The sequence below is a fragment of the Dyella thiooxydans genome (assembly GCF_001641285.1).
Classification (GTDB): domain Bacteria; phylum Pseudomonadota; class Gammaproteobacteria; order Xanthomonadales; family Rhodanobacteraceae; genus Dyella_A; species Dyella_A thiooxydans.
In genome coordinates, this window is record NZ_CP014841.1 from 1,559,208 (window position 1) to 1,574,482 (window position 15,275).

Annotated in this window: 11 protein-coding genes; 7 read left to right on the top strand and 4 right to left on the bottom strand. The window is 68.2% G+C overall.

The genetic code is table 11. The annotated features are described in order from the left end of the window. Window positions 1-28 precede the first annotated feature (28 nt). Window positions 29-1,324 carry an MFS transporter gene (locus ATSB10_RS07145; RefSeq protein ID WP_083966126.1) on the bottom strand — a complete coding sequence of 432 codons (1,296 nt, stop codon included), beginning with the start codon at window positions 1,322-1,324 and terminating at the stop codon, window positions 29-31. 66 nt (window positions 1,325-1,390) lie between these two features. After that, on the bottom strand, window positions 1,391-2,404 hold the full coding sequence (locus tag ATSB10_RS07150) for a LacI family DNA-binding transcriptional regulator (protein WP_063671637.1): 1,014 nt from the start codon (window positions 2,402-2,404) through the stop codon (window positions 1,391-1,393). 598 nt (window positions 2,405-3,002) lie between these two features. Between ATSB10_RS07150 and ATSB10_RS07155 the strand changes: the two genes are divergently transcribed. The 4 genes from ATSB10_RS07155 (at window position 3,003) to ATSB10_RS07170 (ending at window position 11,027) form a co-directional block, all read left to right on the top strand. Next, entirely contained in the window at window positions 3,003-6,227 is a 3,225-nt protein-coding gene (locus ATSB10_RS07155) for a TonB-dependent receptor (RefSeq protein WP_063671639.1), read from the top strand. A 171-nt stretch (window positions 6,228-6,398) separates the two neighbouring features. Continuing rightward, window positions 6,399-7,673 (top strand): hypothetical protein, encoded by a 1,275-nt coding sequence (locus ATSB10_RS07160; RefSeq protein WP_236886517.1) that lies wholly within the window; start codon window positions 6,399-6,401, stop codon window positions 7,671-7,673. A 100-nt stretch (window positions 7,674-7,773) separates the two neighbouring features. Then, window positions 7,774-10,038: a beta-glucosidase family protein gene (locus ATSB10_RS07165; protein ID WP_063671641.1), complete on the top strand. Its 2,265-nt coding sequence runs from the start codon at window positions 7,774-7,776 to the stop codon at window positions 10,036-10,038. 134 nt (window positions 10,039-10,172) lie between these two features. Beyond that, a complete protein-coding gene (locus ATSB10_RS07170) occupies window positions 10,173-11,027 on the top strand; it encodes a glycoside hydrolase family 16 protein (protein WP_236886518.1) in 855 nt (284 codons plus the stop codon). Window positions 11,028-11,178: 151 nt separating this feature from the next. On the opposite strand, the gene ATSB10_RS07175 is transcribed toward ATSB10_RS07170, so the two are convergent. Beyond that, the gene (locus ATSB10_RS07175) at window positions 11,179-12,312 is read right to left on the bottom strand and encodes an aminotransferase class V-fold PLP-dependent enzyme (protein ID WP_063671644.1); all 1,134 of its coding nucleotides are present in this window, start codon (window positions 12,310-12,312) and stop codon (window positions 11,179-11,181) included. Between the two features lie 374 nt (window positions 12,313-12,686). On the opposite strand from ATSB10_RS07175, the gene ATSB10_RS07180 reads away from it, so the two are divergent. Next, a complete protein-coding gene (locus tag ATSB10_RS07180) occupies window positions 12,687-13,157 on the top strand; it encodes a MarR family winged helix-turn-helix transcriptional regulator (protein WP_063671646.1) in 471 nt (156 codons plus the stop codon). A gap of 35 nt (window positions 13,158-13,192) precedes the next feature. Continuing rightward, a complete protein-coding gene (locus tag ATSB10_RS07185; protein WP_063671648.1) occupies window positions 13,193-13,588 on the top strand; it encodes a DUF1398 domain-containing protein in 396 nt (131 codons plus the stop codon). 48 nt (window positions 13,589-13,636) lie between these two features. Here ATSB10_RS07185 and ATSB10_RS07190 read toward each other — a convergent pair whose 3' ends face one another. Next, the gene (locus ATSB10_RS07190) at window positions 13,637-14,167 is read right to left on the bottom strand and encodes a lipocalin-like domain-containing protein (RefSeq protein WP_063671651.1); all 531 of its coding nucleotides are present in this window, start codon (window positions 14,165-14,167) and stop codon (window positions 13,637-13,639) included. 142 nt (window positions 14,168-14,309) lie between these two features. Here ATSB10_RS07190 and ATSB10_RS07195 point away from each other — a divergent pair, with 142 nt between their 5' ends. Further along, window positions 14,310-15,218: a LysR substrate-binding domain-containing protein gene (locus ATSB10_RS07195; RefSeq protein ID WP_063671656.1), complete on the top strand. Its 909-nt coding sequence runs from the start codon at window positions 14,310-14,312 to the stop codon at window positions 15,216-15,218. The last annotated feature ends 57 nt before the right edge of the window (window positions 15,219-15,275 follow it).

Below are 15,275 nucleotides of genomic sequence, written 5' to 3' on the forward strand. Positions count from 1 at the left end.
CCACGACCGGACCGGCACTGCCACCGACTCAGCGCACGCCCTGCACCCGCTGGATGGTCCAGGCCCCGGCGACGACCAGGATCGCCGCAAGCACGAACAGCACCGCGTAGCTGTCACCGGTCATCGCCAGGATGCCCGGCGCCATCGCCGGCATCAGCAGCTGCGGCAATACGCTGGCGATGTTGAAGATGCCCAGGTTCCGCGCTGCGTGGGTCTCGCGCTCGGGCAGCACGTCGGTCAGCAACGCCAGGTCGACCGCCAGGTAGGCCCCCTGCGCGATGCCGGTCACCGCCATCCCGACGAGGAACCAGTCGAACGAGCGGGTGAGTGCGATCAGCAGCAGGGCCAGCGCATACAGCAACGCCGCGCCGGATACGAATGCCTTGCGGCGCCCGACTGCGTCCGACAGCCGCCCACCCAGCACGCCGAAGGCGGCGAGCATGGTCGACTGCAGCAGGGTGGACAGGAAAATCCGGTGCGGCGCCTCATGGACAGGGCAGTGCAACTGGTGGATCAGGTAAAGCTCCTGGTAGGTAAGCAGCAGCGCCACGCCGGCGAACTGGAGGAAGCGGCTGCACCACGTCCAGGAAAAGTCGGGGAACCGCCGCGGATCAATCCAGAAGCTGCCTGCGAATTCACGCCAGCCATAGGGCGCAGCATGCGCTTCAGCCGATCGCTCGCCGCGCAGGGCACCCGCCAGGGCCAGCGCAGAAATCAATGCGATGACGCCCGGCAGCAGGAAGATCGCATAGGTGGAGGTGGCGAACGCCTGTACCAGGAAAGTGCCCACGGTCATGCCCACCGGCAGGCTGATACTCACGATGCCGGATACCGTACCGCGTTGCGACGGCGGAACCTGATCGGACAGGATGGCGGCCAGAGCGGCGAGCTGCGCGTTGTAGGCCAACTGGGTGACACACCAGCCCAGCAGCAGTGCCGGGATCGACTCGGCCTGCGCGACCATGGCCAGACCGGCCACCCCCACCAGCGCGCCACCCACCAGCCAGGGCCGGCGTACTCCAAAGCGCGACACCGTGCGATCGGACAGACGGCCAAAGAACGGGTTGCCGAACAACGCCGCCAGCGCCCCCACACCGACGACCAGCGAAAGACTGTTGTCCGCATGCGCCGGGTCGATCACCTGCACGCGCATCGCCAGCCCGACCAGGAGTGGCGACAGCAACGCCATCCACATGCCCGTGTATGCCAGGCCATAGACGAGCATGAACCACCGGCTGACCGGGCGGGCGCGTGCCCACGCGTAACCGTCCACACCTGCCAGCGGCATCTCCGCCACCGCCACATCGGCCTTGTCGTCGTCCATCGTCCATTCGCCCCCTGCACCCCATGCCCCGCCAGGGACATGCCGGGCACAAGGCCTGTACGAATCCTACGACGTTCCGGGTGCAGCCGATGACCCGCGTATCTTCAGCTGGTAAGGCAGGCGCTCCTGGTGATGCAGGGAGGGATCCCGAATCGCCTGCAATACGCTCTGCACCGCCGCGCACCCCATCTCCCGGCAGGGCTGACGCACCGTGGTCAGCCCAGGCGAGATCAGTTGCGACACCGGCGTCCCGTCGAAGCCGCATACCGAAAGGTCGTCGGGAACGACCAGCCCCCGCTCGTACGCTTCGCGCATCACGCCGCACGCCATGTCGTCGTTCGCCGCGAATATGGCGGTGGGGGGATGGTCCAGATCGAGCAACACCCTGGCGGCCGCCAGCCCCGACTCGAAAGTGAAATCGCCCTCGACCACCAGCGATGCGTCGTAAGCGACACCGGCCTTGCGCAGGGCATCGCGATAGCCGGTGCGACGCCACGCCCTCGCGCCGTGCCCCTTCAGTCCGGTGACGTGACCGATGCGCTGATGCCCCAGCGACAGCAGGTGCGCGACGATGTCCTCCGCCGCCTTGCGCTCGTCGAATCCGATATCGATGCTCGACTCGCGCAATCGCGACGAGATCGTCGCGTAGCGGATGTCCAGCTCGTCCAGTCGCTGCAGGAGCTTGGCGTTGTTCGCGTGCGGCGGTACCAGCACCAGCGCGTCCGGCCGATGGTGCGCCACGAAGCCGTCGATTCGCGCTGCCAGGTCATCGGCCGCGTCGAAAGGGTGCAGCACCGCGTTGTAGGGCGTCTCCTTGCAAGCCTCCAGCACGCCGACGATCACGTCCATGATGTAGCTCGACACCGCCGTCGGGTTGTCGTAGAGCAGCGCCACCAGGAACGAGCGCCGGCCCGCCAGGCTGCGCGCCGATGCGTTGGGCACGTAATTCAGGTCGCGGATCGACTTCTCGATGCGCTCCCTGAGCTTGACCCGCACATTGGTGTACCCGTTCAGCACGCGCGACACCGTCTTGACGGATACCCCCGCGTCCGCGGCGACGTCTTCGATTCTTGCGGCCATGACCTGAGCTTTCCTTCCTTTCCGTATTGCAACGCACCATGCCGGTGACGACGGTGACCGGCCGCCACGAGGGACATCAGCCGCGCGCCCTGAAAATACCAGCGCTGGCATTCTTGCATGACTTCGGGACGCTCGACACCTGTCGCCGCACATCGCGGCGCACCGCCCGCCTCGCACCGGATGCCACGCCACCCGACCCCGTCGCTGCAGCGCATCATCGCACTCGGGAAATCGTGCGATGCCGCCCGCCATTTTGGCCGTCCATTCCAAAAATACCAGCGCTGGTATTTTTGTTGACAGCGCTTGTACAAGTGGCTAGCTTGCGTCGCAATCGGGGGTCCGACGCAACACGCGGGCACCGGGGGGAAAAGATGTCGATCCAGCTCCTGCACCGCGCACGCACTGCGAACGAGAGGCGCGTGTCGGCACCGGACGCATGTGGCTGTACCGGTTGTATCGCAGACCGGCGCAGCGCATCCGGCCGTGGCAGGACGGGCGGCAGACAGCCTCCGCCCACGATTCGCAACACGACCGGCCGGGGACGCACGCGGACGGCGGCATCGATCAGGCAATCACGAAATACGCGAGGAGATCAGCGGTGAAAAAGCAGTCCACGTATCGGCATGTGTCCATCGCCCCCCAGCAGCGCCGACTGCCCCTGGCGATCGCCTTGACCATCCTGGCGGCCGGCCCGCTGCATGCGCAGGCCACGCCGCCGGCGCAGGCGACCGGTGACCAGACCACCCAGTCCCAGGCCTCCGCCAACGACAAGAAGACCGACAAGGTCGACAAGAAAAAAGCGGTGACGCTGACGGCGATGACCGTGAACGGCTATGCCGCGAGCCTGAGCCGGTCGCAGCAGATCAAGAAGTACGCCGACACGGTGGTCGACGTCATCTCGGCGCAGGACGTGAGCTCGCTGCCGGACACCTCCGTCACCGAGGCGCTGAAGCGCCTGCCAGGCGTGACGGTCAGCTCGTTCGGCGTCCAGGCCGACCCTGACCACTTCTCGATCCAGGGCACCGACATCAACCTGCAGGGCCTGCCCTACACCAGCACCCTGATCAATGGCGGCTCGGTGTTTTCCGCGGGTGGCGGCCAGGGCCTGAACTTCTCCACCGTGGCCCCGGAGCTGATCGGCTCGGTCGTGGTGAGCAAGAACCAGACGGCCAGCATGATCGACGGCGGCATCTCCGGCACCATCGACATGAACACGCGCAAGCCGTTCGACAGCGACAAGCCGACCACCGCGTCGGTGAGCGTCGGTACGGACTGGGGCACACTGGCGAGGAAGAGCACGCCGCACATGTCCGCGCTGTTCAGCCACAACGTCGACACGCAATGGGGACGCTTCGGCTTCCTGGGTGCCGCGGCGTACGGACGGATCGCCCAGCAGGACAACGCGATCTCCGTGGTCGACTACCAGCAGCGCTGCAACGGCTGCACCCTGCCCAACGGCGTGGTGGACGCCTTCCCCGGGCTGACCGCAGGCCAGACCGCGTATGTCCCGGTGGGCGGTGACCTGCGTCTGCAGGACCAGACCTCCGAGCGTTTCGGCCATGACCTGGCGCTGCAGTGGCAGAGCCCGGACAAGAAGCTCGGCGCCACGCTGCAATGGATCGGCGTCTCCGACAACGAGACCACCTACGAGCACACGCTGCAGGCCTCGACGGATGCCTGCGCGTTCGGCGGCTACACGACCTGTGCGATCCCCCTGCCCGGCACCACGCCGACGTACAACGCCGACGGCGTGATGACCTCGGGCGTCATCACCACCGCACCGTCGGGCACCAGCTTCACGCCGACCAGCTACGGCGGCATGCAGACCCAGCTGGACACCACCGGCTATCGCACCCGCTACAACACCAACGACGTCAGCCTCAAGGTGACCTGGGATCCCACCGACAGCTTTCACCTGAGCGGCGGCGCGCAGTACACCACCGCGAAGTACAGCTATCTGTACTACTACATCCGGCAGCTCACCAACGCCAACTGGGCGATCACCACCCATGGCAACAGCGTGCCCAGCATCAGCGTGCTGTCGCCGAACCCGGCGCAGACCACCGCGGAGTATTTCGCCGATCCGGGCAATTTCTACTATGCCGCCGCACAGGATGCCTATCGCCATTCCTGGGGCGACCAGCACGCCCTGCGCCTCGATGGCGTCTTCGACGTCAACGCCGACTTCATCGACACGATCCAGTTCGGCGTGCGCTACGACAAGCAGGGCGAAACGCTGCAGAGCTCCAACTTCAACTACCAGAACATCAGCTCGCCCTATGTCTGGGGCGGATACTCCCCCGTCATCACCGGCGCGCAGACACCGGGAGTGACCACGCCGATCAGCATCGACCTGCCCGGGTTCAACACCAACTATGGCGTGACCGCTCCCTACGTCAACGTGAACCCCGCGCTGCAGTTCGCGCAGGCCGTCGCCATCATGCGGGGCATCAACGCCCAGTGGCTGGCCTCCGCACCACCCGGATCGCTGGGCAACCCCTACTACACCAATGACCAGCGCAGCGGCCTCGTCCCGGGCACCAAGTACCTGCCGCAGGAGATCTCCTCCAACTCCACCAAGACCCGTGCCGCCTATGTGCAGCTGAACTTCGGCAACGACAACACCAGCTTCCTGAGCAACCTGCAGATCAGCGGCAACGTGGGCGTGCGCTTCATCCACACGCAGAACGATGCCACCGGCTACCTGATCGTCCCGAACCAGGCACTGGCGCAGAACGGCGCCACCGTCGCGCAGTACTGCGCCATCCAGACCTCCGGCGGAACCGCTGCACCGGGGACCTTCTGCGCGCTGACGCCGGCCGAGCAGCAGAAGTACGCCACGTTCGCCAACGGCGCCTTCACCCCGATCAAGGCGCCGAACTCGTACAACAACCTGCTGCCGAGCTTCAACCTGGCGATCGGCTGGACCAACGACCTGATCTCGCGCTTCGCCTACTCCAAGGCTATCTATCGCCCGAGCCTGCAATCGCTGGCCGCTGGCCAGGGCGTGTCCGGACTGCTGCCCTACACGCCGTCCAACGGCTTGACGGTGCCCACCGTCGGCAACATCCAGACCAGCACCAACCCCTACCTCAAGCCGATCACCTCGCAGAACTTCGACTTCACCACCGAGTGGTATTTCGCCAACGTCGGCCAGCTGTCCGCGACGCTGTTCTGGAAAAAGCTCAACAACACCATCCAGTACGACACCAGCGTGGTCAACGTGGCCGTCACCAACAACGGCGTGACCTATCCGGAGATCTACACCGCGGGCCTGGTCAACCTCAACAAGAAGGCCAGCGTGCACGGCGTGGAGCTGGCGTACCAGCAGACCTTCTCGTTCCTGCCCGGCTGGCTGTCCGGCCTGGGCGCCAACGCCAACTACACCTACATCAAGCCGATCGGGATGCATTACGGCTCGGTCAACTACTGCGCCTACGGCTACGCCGCCGCGACGCAGTGCGTGAACCAGACCCGGCTCCCGCCGCAGGAGTTGTCCCGCGACAGCGTCAACCTGGGTCTGTACTACGGCAAGGGCCCGTTCAACGCCAAGGTGGTTTGGAATTGGCGTTCGGCCTTCCTGGTCAGCGCCACCGAAGCGGATTATCCGTTCCTGCCGGTGATGGCCACGGGCCAGGGACAGGTCGACGCCTCGGTGAGCTATGCGTTCAACAAGCACCTGAAGGTCTCGCTGCAGGCGGCCAACATCCTGAACTCGACCTTCAAGACCCGGGAAATCGTCAACACCGAAGGCCTGCAGGTACCCAAGGGCTACTTCCGCTTCGACACCCGCTACGACCTGACCTTGACGATGGCTCTCTGACGGCGGTTCGAACGACCCTCGTCGTGGCCCGGAACGGGCCACGACGAGGCGACGGATTCCAGCCGTGGCAGCTGCCCGCGCGTCACCGTCGGGGAAGAACGACGTACCCTCCGCGGCCCCCGCCCTGCCCACGACCGGTCGCCCTTTCGCATCGACCCGAGGCAACTCCCCATGATGAAAAGCGGCGCGGTCGGACCGGGCGGCAGAACATCCCGGTCGCTGACCGCGGCAGCCCTGTGCGCGATGTTCGCGTTCGTGATGCTGCCGGCGGGTCGCGTCGGAGCGGAGGCGCAATCGCCAGCATCGGCCCGGCATGTCGCCAGCCTCGGCTGCACGGCGATGGCGACGCGCGTCGACGCGACGGCAGGCAGCGGTCCGTTGTTGCTGCGCAGCTACGACGCACCCGCCGGCCGGGGTGCGCCGGTCACCCGGCCGCTGCATGCGGCGGCATTCACCTATGACAACGCGCTTGCCGTGATCGCACTGCTTGCGTGCGACAAGCCGCTGCAGGCCGCGCGCATCGGCGAAGCCCTGCGGCTGGCGGCGATGCACGGCACACGCCTGCACGATGCCTATCTCGCAGGCGCGGTACGCGGTGGACAACCCATGCCCAACGGGTGGTGGGACGCCGGGCGGGGACACTGGGTCGAGGCCGCGAAACAGTACCCCGGTGCCTACCAGGACGGCACGTCATGCGGCAACGTCGCGTGGACGGCGCTGGCCCTGCTGGCGCTGTACGACGCCCGTGGCGAGGTGCGCTGGCGCGATGCGGCAGTGCGCCTCGCCCAGTGGGTCGTTGCCCACGCATCGGATCAGCGCGGCGCGGGCGGCTTCAACGGCGGGATCGAATCCTATCTGCTGCATCCGCGGCCGGCGCTGTGGAAATCGACCGAACACAACATCGACCTCGCCGCCCTGTTCGACTGGCTCGCCCGCATCGATGCACCGGGTGGCGACTGGCGCGCCCAGGCCGCGCGCGCGCGGCACTTCGTGACGGCGCAATGGGATGCAGCCAGCGGGCATTTCTGGATGGGCACCACCGCCGATGGCGTTACGGCCCTGCGCACGCCCTCCGCACTGGACGTACAGCTCTGGGCGCAGTTGCTGCCGCACGCGCCATCGTCCTGGCGGAGAGCCGTCCACTGGGTCGAGCAGGCCAACGCCGTCCGCGGCGGCTTTGCCTTCACCGACGCGCGCGACGGCATGTGGACCGAAGGCACCGCTCAGGCGGCGCTGGTCTATCGGCAGGCAGGAGCCGCCACCCGGGCCGACCCGCTGTTCGGCACGATCGCGCGGCAGGTTTCGCCCGGCGGCTTTCTCTACGCTTCGCGCGAGCCGCGCATCCGCGCCGTGTATTCCTGGTACCGCCACCAACCCTGCCTGGCGGCCACCGCGTGGGCGGTGCTTGCCGCCCTCGACCGAAACCCCTACGTGGGCGCTTCATGAGCGCCACCCTCGCGGCAGTCCGCCCACCGGGAAAGCCACTGCGCGGCGCTCCCCGTGCCGCCCAGGTCCGCACCCCACCGACCCTCCAAGCGAGCCGATCATGACCCTCACCAAGACCCATCTCGCCTCCTTCATCGGCATGACGCTGCTGCTCTGCGCGAGTGCAGGCGCTGCCGACGCCCCGGTCGCCGCTCAGCGACCATGGCTGGATACCCGACTGACAGCGGACCAGCGAGCGACACTCGTGCTGAAGGCGATGACCCAGGACGAAAAATTTCAGCTGATCCGCACCGAGTTCGGTGACGCGAACAACGGCCATCCGATGCCCGCCGGCGCACTGGGCTCCGCCGGTTACCAGCCCGCGCTGTCGCGTCTGGGACTACCGGCACTGCAGGAGAGCGATGCCGGGCTTGGCGTGGCCAAGCCGCTCAGTGCGGGAGCCACCGCGCTGCCGTCAGGATTGGCCACCGCCGCCAGTTTCGACCCCGCCCTGGCCTACGCCGGCGGCGCCATGATCGGCCGCGAGGCACACCGCCGTGGCTTCAACATCATGCTTGCCGGCGGTGCGGACCTGGTGCGCGACCCGCGCAACGGCCGCAATTTCGAATATGCCGGCGAGGATCCGCTGCTGACCGGCCTGATCGTCGGCAACGCCATCGCCGGCATCCAGAGCGAGCACCTGGTTTCCACCGTCAAGCACTACGCGCTCAACGACCTGGAGACCGCGCGCAACACCCTCAGCGCCGACATCAGCCGGACCGCTGCACGCGAGTCGGACCTGCTGGCCTTCGAGATCGCCATCGACACCGGCCACCCGGGTTCCGTGATGTGCTCCTACAACCGGCTCAACACGGTCTACACCTGCGAGGACAGCTGGCTGCTCGACACGGTGCTCAAGCACGACTGGCACTACCCGGGCTTCGTGATGTCGGACTGGGGTGCCGTGCACAGCGCGGCCAGATCCGCCCTGGCCGGACTGGACCAGGAATCGGCGGGTGAAACCTTCGACCAGGAGGTGTATTTCGACCGCCCGCTGCGCGAGGCCGTGGCGAAGGGCGAAGTCCCCACCTCGCGCATCGACGACATGGCGCGACGCATCCTGCGCAGCCTGTTCGCCGACGGCGTGATCGACCATCCGGCCAGGCCCGCGCCGATCGACTTCGCCGCCGACCGCAAGGTGGCCCAGCAGGCCGAGGAAGCCGGTGCGGTCCTGCTGCGCAACCAGGCGTCGCTGTTGCCGCTGTCGACATCGCAGTCGATCACCGTGATCGGCGGTCATGCCGACAAGGGCGTGCTCACCGGCGGCGGCTCCTCCGCGGTGCAGTCACCCGAGGGCAACGCGGTGCCCGGCCTGCCGCCGTCGGCGTGGCCCGGCCCGCGCATCTACCAGCCATCCGCGCCGCTGGCGGCGATCGAGCATCGTGCGCATGGCAAGGTGGCCTATGCCGATGGCAGCGACATCGCAGCGGCAGCCAAGCTGGCGGCGCAATCCTCCGTGGCGGTGGTCTTCGTCGAGCAATGGGCTGCAGAGAGCTTCGACACACCACACATGACCCTGCCCGAAGACCAGGACGCGCTGGTGGCCGCCGTCGCCCGGGCCAATCCGCATACCGTGGTGGTGCTGGAAAACAACGGGCCGGTCGCGATGCCGTGGCTGGATCAGGTCGGCGCCGTGCTCGAGGCGTGGTATCCCGGCGCCAGTGGCGGTGAGGCCATCGCGCGACTGCTCTACGGCGAGGTCGATCCGGCCGGACGCCTGCCGGTGAGCTGGCCGCGTGACGAATCGCAACTGCCCCGCCCACAGATCCCGGGCGCCGGCCTGGCCGCGATCGGCCTGCCGCCACACGGCCAACCGGACCAGCGCGTGAACTACGACATCGAAGGGGCCGACGTCGGCTACCGCTGGTATCAGCGCCAGGGCATCACCCCGCTGTTCCCGTTCGGCTACGGCCTGGGCTACACCCACTTCACCTACAGCGACTTCGCGGTGCGCCGCGTGCATGGCCACGTGGAAGCCTCGTTCACGGTAAGCAACCGCGGCGCGCGCCATGGCGTGGACGTCCCGCAGTTGTACGCGACCCTGCCCGGCAACGGCGAAGTGCGGCGGCTGGCGGGGTGGTGCCGGGTGAGCCTGGCGCCGGGACAGTCCGTACACCTTCAGGTGGTGGCCGATCCGCGCCTGCTCACCCGCTTCGACGAAGCCCATCAACGTTGGCTGCGACCGGCCGGCAGCTACATGCTGCAGCTGGGGCATTCCGCGACCGACTTCCAGGGCGAAGGCACCCTCACGCTGCCGAAGGCCGAGTGGCCGGCGGACGCCCCGCCGCAGGGCGATGCACAGCCCTGCCTCGCGAGCCGTAGCTAGGCATCGGCACCCGCCCATCGATGGAGCATCGAATGCAGACACCGACAAGAACCCGCCGTGCCCGCCGGCGGCGTGGCGTCATCGGCAAGCACCTGCCCTGGCTCGCCATCGCACTGCTCCTGCCGGTGCTAACGGTGCGCGCCGAGGTGCCGCAACGGCAGGGTTGGACGCTGCGGTTCGCGGACGACTTCAACGGGCCGGTCGGACAGCTGCCCGCATCGACCCGCTGGCGCTTCGACCTGGGCCACGGCTACTCCGGCGCGGAAGGAAACAACTGGGGCACCCATGAGATCGAGGCGAACACCGCCAGCCCCGCGAATGTCAGCCTCGATGGCCAGGGGCATCTGCGAATCACGCCGCTGCTCGACGCGAAGGGACAATGGACGTCCGCTAGGATCGAAACGAACCAGGCCGATTTCCACGCACCGCCGGGTGGCGTGCTGAGAGTCGAGGCGCGCATCCGCATGCCCGATGTGCAGGGGCCGGCGGCAATCGGTTACTGGCCTGCGTTCTGGATGCTCGGACACACGTTCCGGCAGCGGCTGGATTGGCCGGCGGTCGGCGAAGTCGACATCATGGAAAACGTCAACGGCTTGAACCGCACATGGGGCACCCTGCACTGCGGCGTATCACCGGGCGGTCCGTGCACCGAGAAGCATGGTCTGTCGGCCGATGCCCCCTGCCCCGACACCCGCTGCCATGCGGCATTCCACACCTATGCGGTGGAATGGGACCGCCGCGCCGCTCCCCAGGTGCTGCGCTGGTACGTCGACGGGCAGCTCTATCACACCCTGCGCCAGGACCAGCTCCCCGCTGCCACGTGGCAGCGCATGAGCGCACCCGACGGCATGTTCCTGATCCTCAACGTGGCCATCGGCGGCGAATTTCCGGACCGCCTGAGCGCCCCGGTACGCACCCCGACCGCAACAACGCAGCCCGGCCACCCGATGCTCGTCGACTACGTCGCCGTTTGGACCCGGGACCACTGAGGTCGTGCCGGGCCGAGGCTGGTCTCGATCGTGAGATGGGCCTGCGTGCCGCGCCGATGCGCGGCACGCGGGATCCCGCTCGATACGCGAAGAGCCGGCCACGCGGACAAAGCGGGCTCGCGCAACCGGAAACGGCTGCGTGAGCCCACCGTCAACCCGGGATATGCGCCAGCGCCTCGGCCAACCGTCCCGCCGTGCCATCCACATCCCTGAGCTTGTCCAGCCCGAACAGGCCGATGCGGAAGGTCTTGAAGTCCGCCGGCTCGTCGCAGGCCAGCGGCGTGCCGGCGGCGATCTGCAGCCCCTGGGCGACGAACGCACTGCCCTTGTGGATGGCGGCGTCGTCGGTGTAGCTCACCACCACGCCCGGCGCCTGGAAGCCCTCGGCGGCGACGGAGGGAAACCCGCGACCGGCCAGCAGCGCACGCACCTTGCTGCCCAGCGCGAGCTGGGCATCGCGCGCCTGTTCCAGCCCCATGCCCATCGTCTCGACCATCGCGTCGCGTAGCTGCGCCAGCGCGTCGGTGGGGAGCGTCGCGTGATAGGCGAAACCGCCGTTCTCGTAGGCCGCCATGATGCTTCGCCACCTGGCCAGGTCCAGCGTGAAGCTGGAGCTCTGCGTGCTGCCCAGGCGCGACTCGGCCTCGGCCGACAGCATCACCATCGCGGCGCACGGGGTCGAACTCCAGGTCTTCTGCGGCGCGGAGATCAGGACGTCCACGCCGATCTGCTGCATGTCGACCCACAGCGCGCCGCTGGCGATGCAGTCGAGCACGAACAGGCCACCATACGCGTGGACGACCGCCGCCACGCGCTGCAGGTAGTCATCCGGCAAAAGCATCCCGCACGAGGTCTCCACGTGCGGCGCGAACACCACCTCCGGCTTGCGCTCGGCGATGGCGGCAACCACCTCGTCGATCGGCGGCGGCACGAACGACGCCTGGTGCCCGGCGTGCGTCGGGCGCGCCTTGAGCACCGTGGTCTGCGCCGGAATTCCGCCCAGCTCGAGGATCTGGCTCCAGCGGTAACTGAACCACCCGTTGCGGATCACCAGCACTTCCCTGCCCTGCGCGAACTGCCGGGCCACGGCCTCCATCCCCGCCGTCCCGCCCCCGGGCACCAGCGCCACGGCATGCGCGCGGTAGACCGCCTTCAGGTTCGCCGACAGTTCGCGCATCACCTGCTGGAAGCGCTGCGACATGTGGTTGAGCGCGCGGTCGGTGAACACCACCGAGTACTCGCGCAGGCCGGTCGGGTCGACGCTGGAAGACGGGGCAGTCTGCATGGGGTTCACCTTGTCTCGAAGGGGCAGGCACGTCTCGAACTTCGCGGAAGCAGCCCATATGACGCGCCACCGGGGAAAGCTAGCACGGTCGATTCACCGCCGAACCGGGACGCAGGGCCGCAGGTCCGGCCCGGAGAGGGGACTGCGCACCGGCAGCGTTGAGGCCGGCACGGCGATCCCCCATTCCCATCGTGGTCGTCGCCGTGGAATCGTCACCCGCGGAAAACGTTCGCGGGCTTTCGCCCTGCCGCAGCAGGACGGCCGCGCGCGATGTTCCCTCGGACCGGCGACGGCCCCACGCATCTGCAACTCCCTCCGGTTGACATCGAGTTTCCAAGGAAACTAAACTCCACCGAGTTTCCTTGGAAACACTCATGGCCGCCCGCTCATCCGGAACTCCCGTTTCCCCGCTGGAAGCCCATCTGGGCTTCTGGCTGCGCTTCGTCTCCAACCACGTGTCCGCCCGCTTCCAGCAGCAACTGGAGCAACGGGACATCAGCATCTCGGAATGGGTGGCGCTGCGCACCTTGTGGGCGCAGCCGGAAACCCGCCATGCCGGGCTGGTCCGCGCGCTTGGCATGACCAAGGGCGCAACCTCCAAGGTGGTGTCGCGACTGGAGCACAAGGGCCTGGCGCAGCGCGCCCGCGCCGGGGACGGCACGGGCGGACAGGCGCTGCTACTCACCGCCGCCGGGCGGGCACTGGTGCCGCGGCTGGCCCGGGTGGCCGACGCCAACGACGCGCACTTCTTCGGCCACCTGCCCGCGAAACAGCGGCAGGCCCTGATGGACGCCATGCAGGGGCTGGTGAAGCACCACCGGCTGCAGCAGGTGCCCACCACCTGATCCATCTCCGTCGCAACTTCAGCCCAGGACATCTTATGGACGACCGCACCCGCGCAATCATCGTCTCCGCCTTCGAGGCATCCAGCCAGGGCCGCATCCATTTCGGCGACATGATCGGGCAGTTGATGCAGGCCCGGGTGGAGTCCTACCACGTCGACTACCGCGCCGGCCGCGCGACCTGCTACCTGCCCGACGGCGACACGCTGGATGTCGGTGTCGAGCTTCCCCCGCGAGGCATCGCCGACACCTTCGACGCCGAGGCCCTGCGTGCTGCGATCCGGGGCGCGCAGCAAGGCCAGCTGATGTACCCGCAGTTCAAGCAGCTGTCGCAGGCGGCGGGCTGTTGCAGCTACACGGTGTGGATCGCCGGCCGGCACGTCACCTACGCGGGCCGCCATGGCGACACACACGTCGAACGCTTTCCCGACTGACGCCGCCTCGCACGGCGGCCGTGCCCGGCGCCCCGCCCCGCCACCGTTTCAGCGGGCCATGTCAGCCCCGATCCGTCGCCATACCGAGATCGGCACGTCGCCGTCCGGCCGCGGCGGCACGCGGTAGCTGAGCACGTTGCCGCGCAGTTCGAAGGTGCGGCGCTGCTGCTGGCCCTCCCAGTTGGGGAACGAGGCGCCGTCGATGTGGAACACCAGCAGGTGGCGCTTCGCGTCGAGCTCCAGGGTGCCGTAATGCGTGCTCGAGCCTTTTACCGCGCCCTGGTATTCGACGAGGCTGCCGTGGGCCTTGTCGCCGTTGGCGAAATGCGGGCGCTCGGCGCGGAAGATCTGCAGCGAGTAGCGGCCCTGCCGGTCGACCATCAGCAGCCCCTTGGGAGCGGCGCCGTAGTCGCTGGATCGCGTGCCGTCCGGGTGCAACGCGTCGGCAGCCACCAGGGTCCAGGTACCGGCCAGCGGGAAACCCGCGGGAGCGTCACCAGCCGGTGCACCGGTGGCCGCGGCGAGGCCCGCGACCAGGCCGGCGGCGGCGAAGAAGCGGCGTGCGGGAGATGTACGCATGGGGAGTCTCCTTTCGATGAAGGGGGAGCATTCGATGGAGGGGAGCCACCGACGTCACGCGCCGGGCACTACGCATCCTAGGGCTGCCATACCATTCATAAAATGGAATAATTCGACGGCAATCCATCGGAAATGCTTCACCATGCAGCAACCCAACCTGGACATGGATGCCCTGCGCACCCTGGCCGCGATCCTTCGCCTGGGCAGCCTCGCCCGTGCCGCCGAGCGGGTGGGCCGCTCGCAGTCGGCGGTGAGCCAGCAGATGCGCAAGCTGGAGGCGCAACTGGGCCAGCCGCTGTTCCGCAAGCAGGGCCGCAAGGTAGTGCTGACCGAGGCGGGCGACCGCGTACACGCGTATGCGCTGCGCATCCTGGCGCTCAACGACGAGGCGGTGCACACCGTGCAGGGCGCCGCCATCGACGGCACCGTGCGCTTCGGTCTGCCGGGAGATTTCGCCGAATCCTGGCTGCCGGCGGCGCTGGGGCGCTTCAAGCAGTTTCATCCCGCGGTGCGGGTGGACGTGGAGGTCGATCGCAACGGCGCGCTGCTGGAGCGACTGGATCGCGGCGAGCTGGATCTGGTGCTGGCGATGGGCCACGCGCGGCGCGCCGACGCCGAACGGCTCGCAACGTTGCCGATGACCTGGGTGGGTGCCGCGGATGCGATCGGGCGCCTGCGCTCCGGCCCGGCGATCGACCTGGCGCTCTACCGCCCGCCGTGCTTCTTCCGCCAGGCCGGCACCGCGGCGCTGGACAAGGCCGGCATCGCCTGGCGACCAGCCTTCGTCACCGGCAGCCTTCAGAGCCTGTGGGCCGGCGTGGCCGCCGGGCTCGGCATCACCCTGCGCACGAGCGCCGGCATTCCGCCCGGCCTCTCCCGCCTGGACGGTCGCCATGGGCTGCCACCGCTGCCCGAAGTGGATGTCTGCCTGCACGGGGGCGACGGGGCATCGCCGGCGCTCGGGCAACTGCGCCGTACCGTGGCGGAGCGGGCGCTGGCGGAACTCGGCGGAAAAAGGCAGGCCGCGGCGCGCCCATCCCGCACCCGCTGAGGTCGCGGCCGTGGGCACTGGCATGCGGAAGGACGCCGGCCGATCACTCGCGCAGTC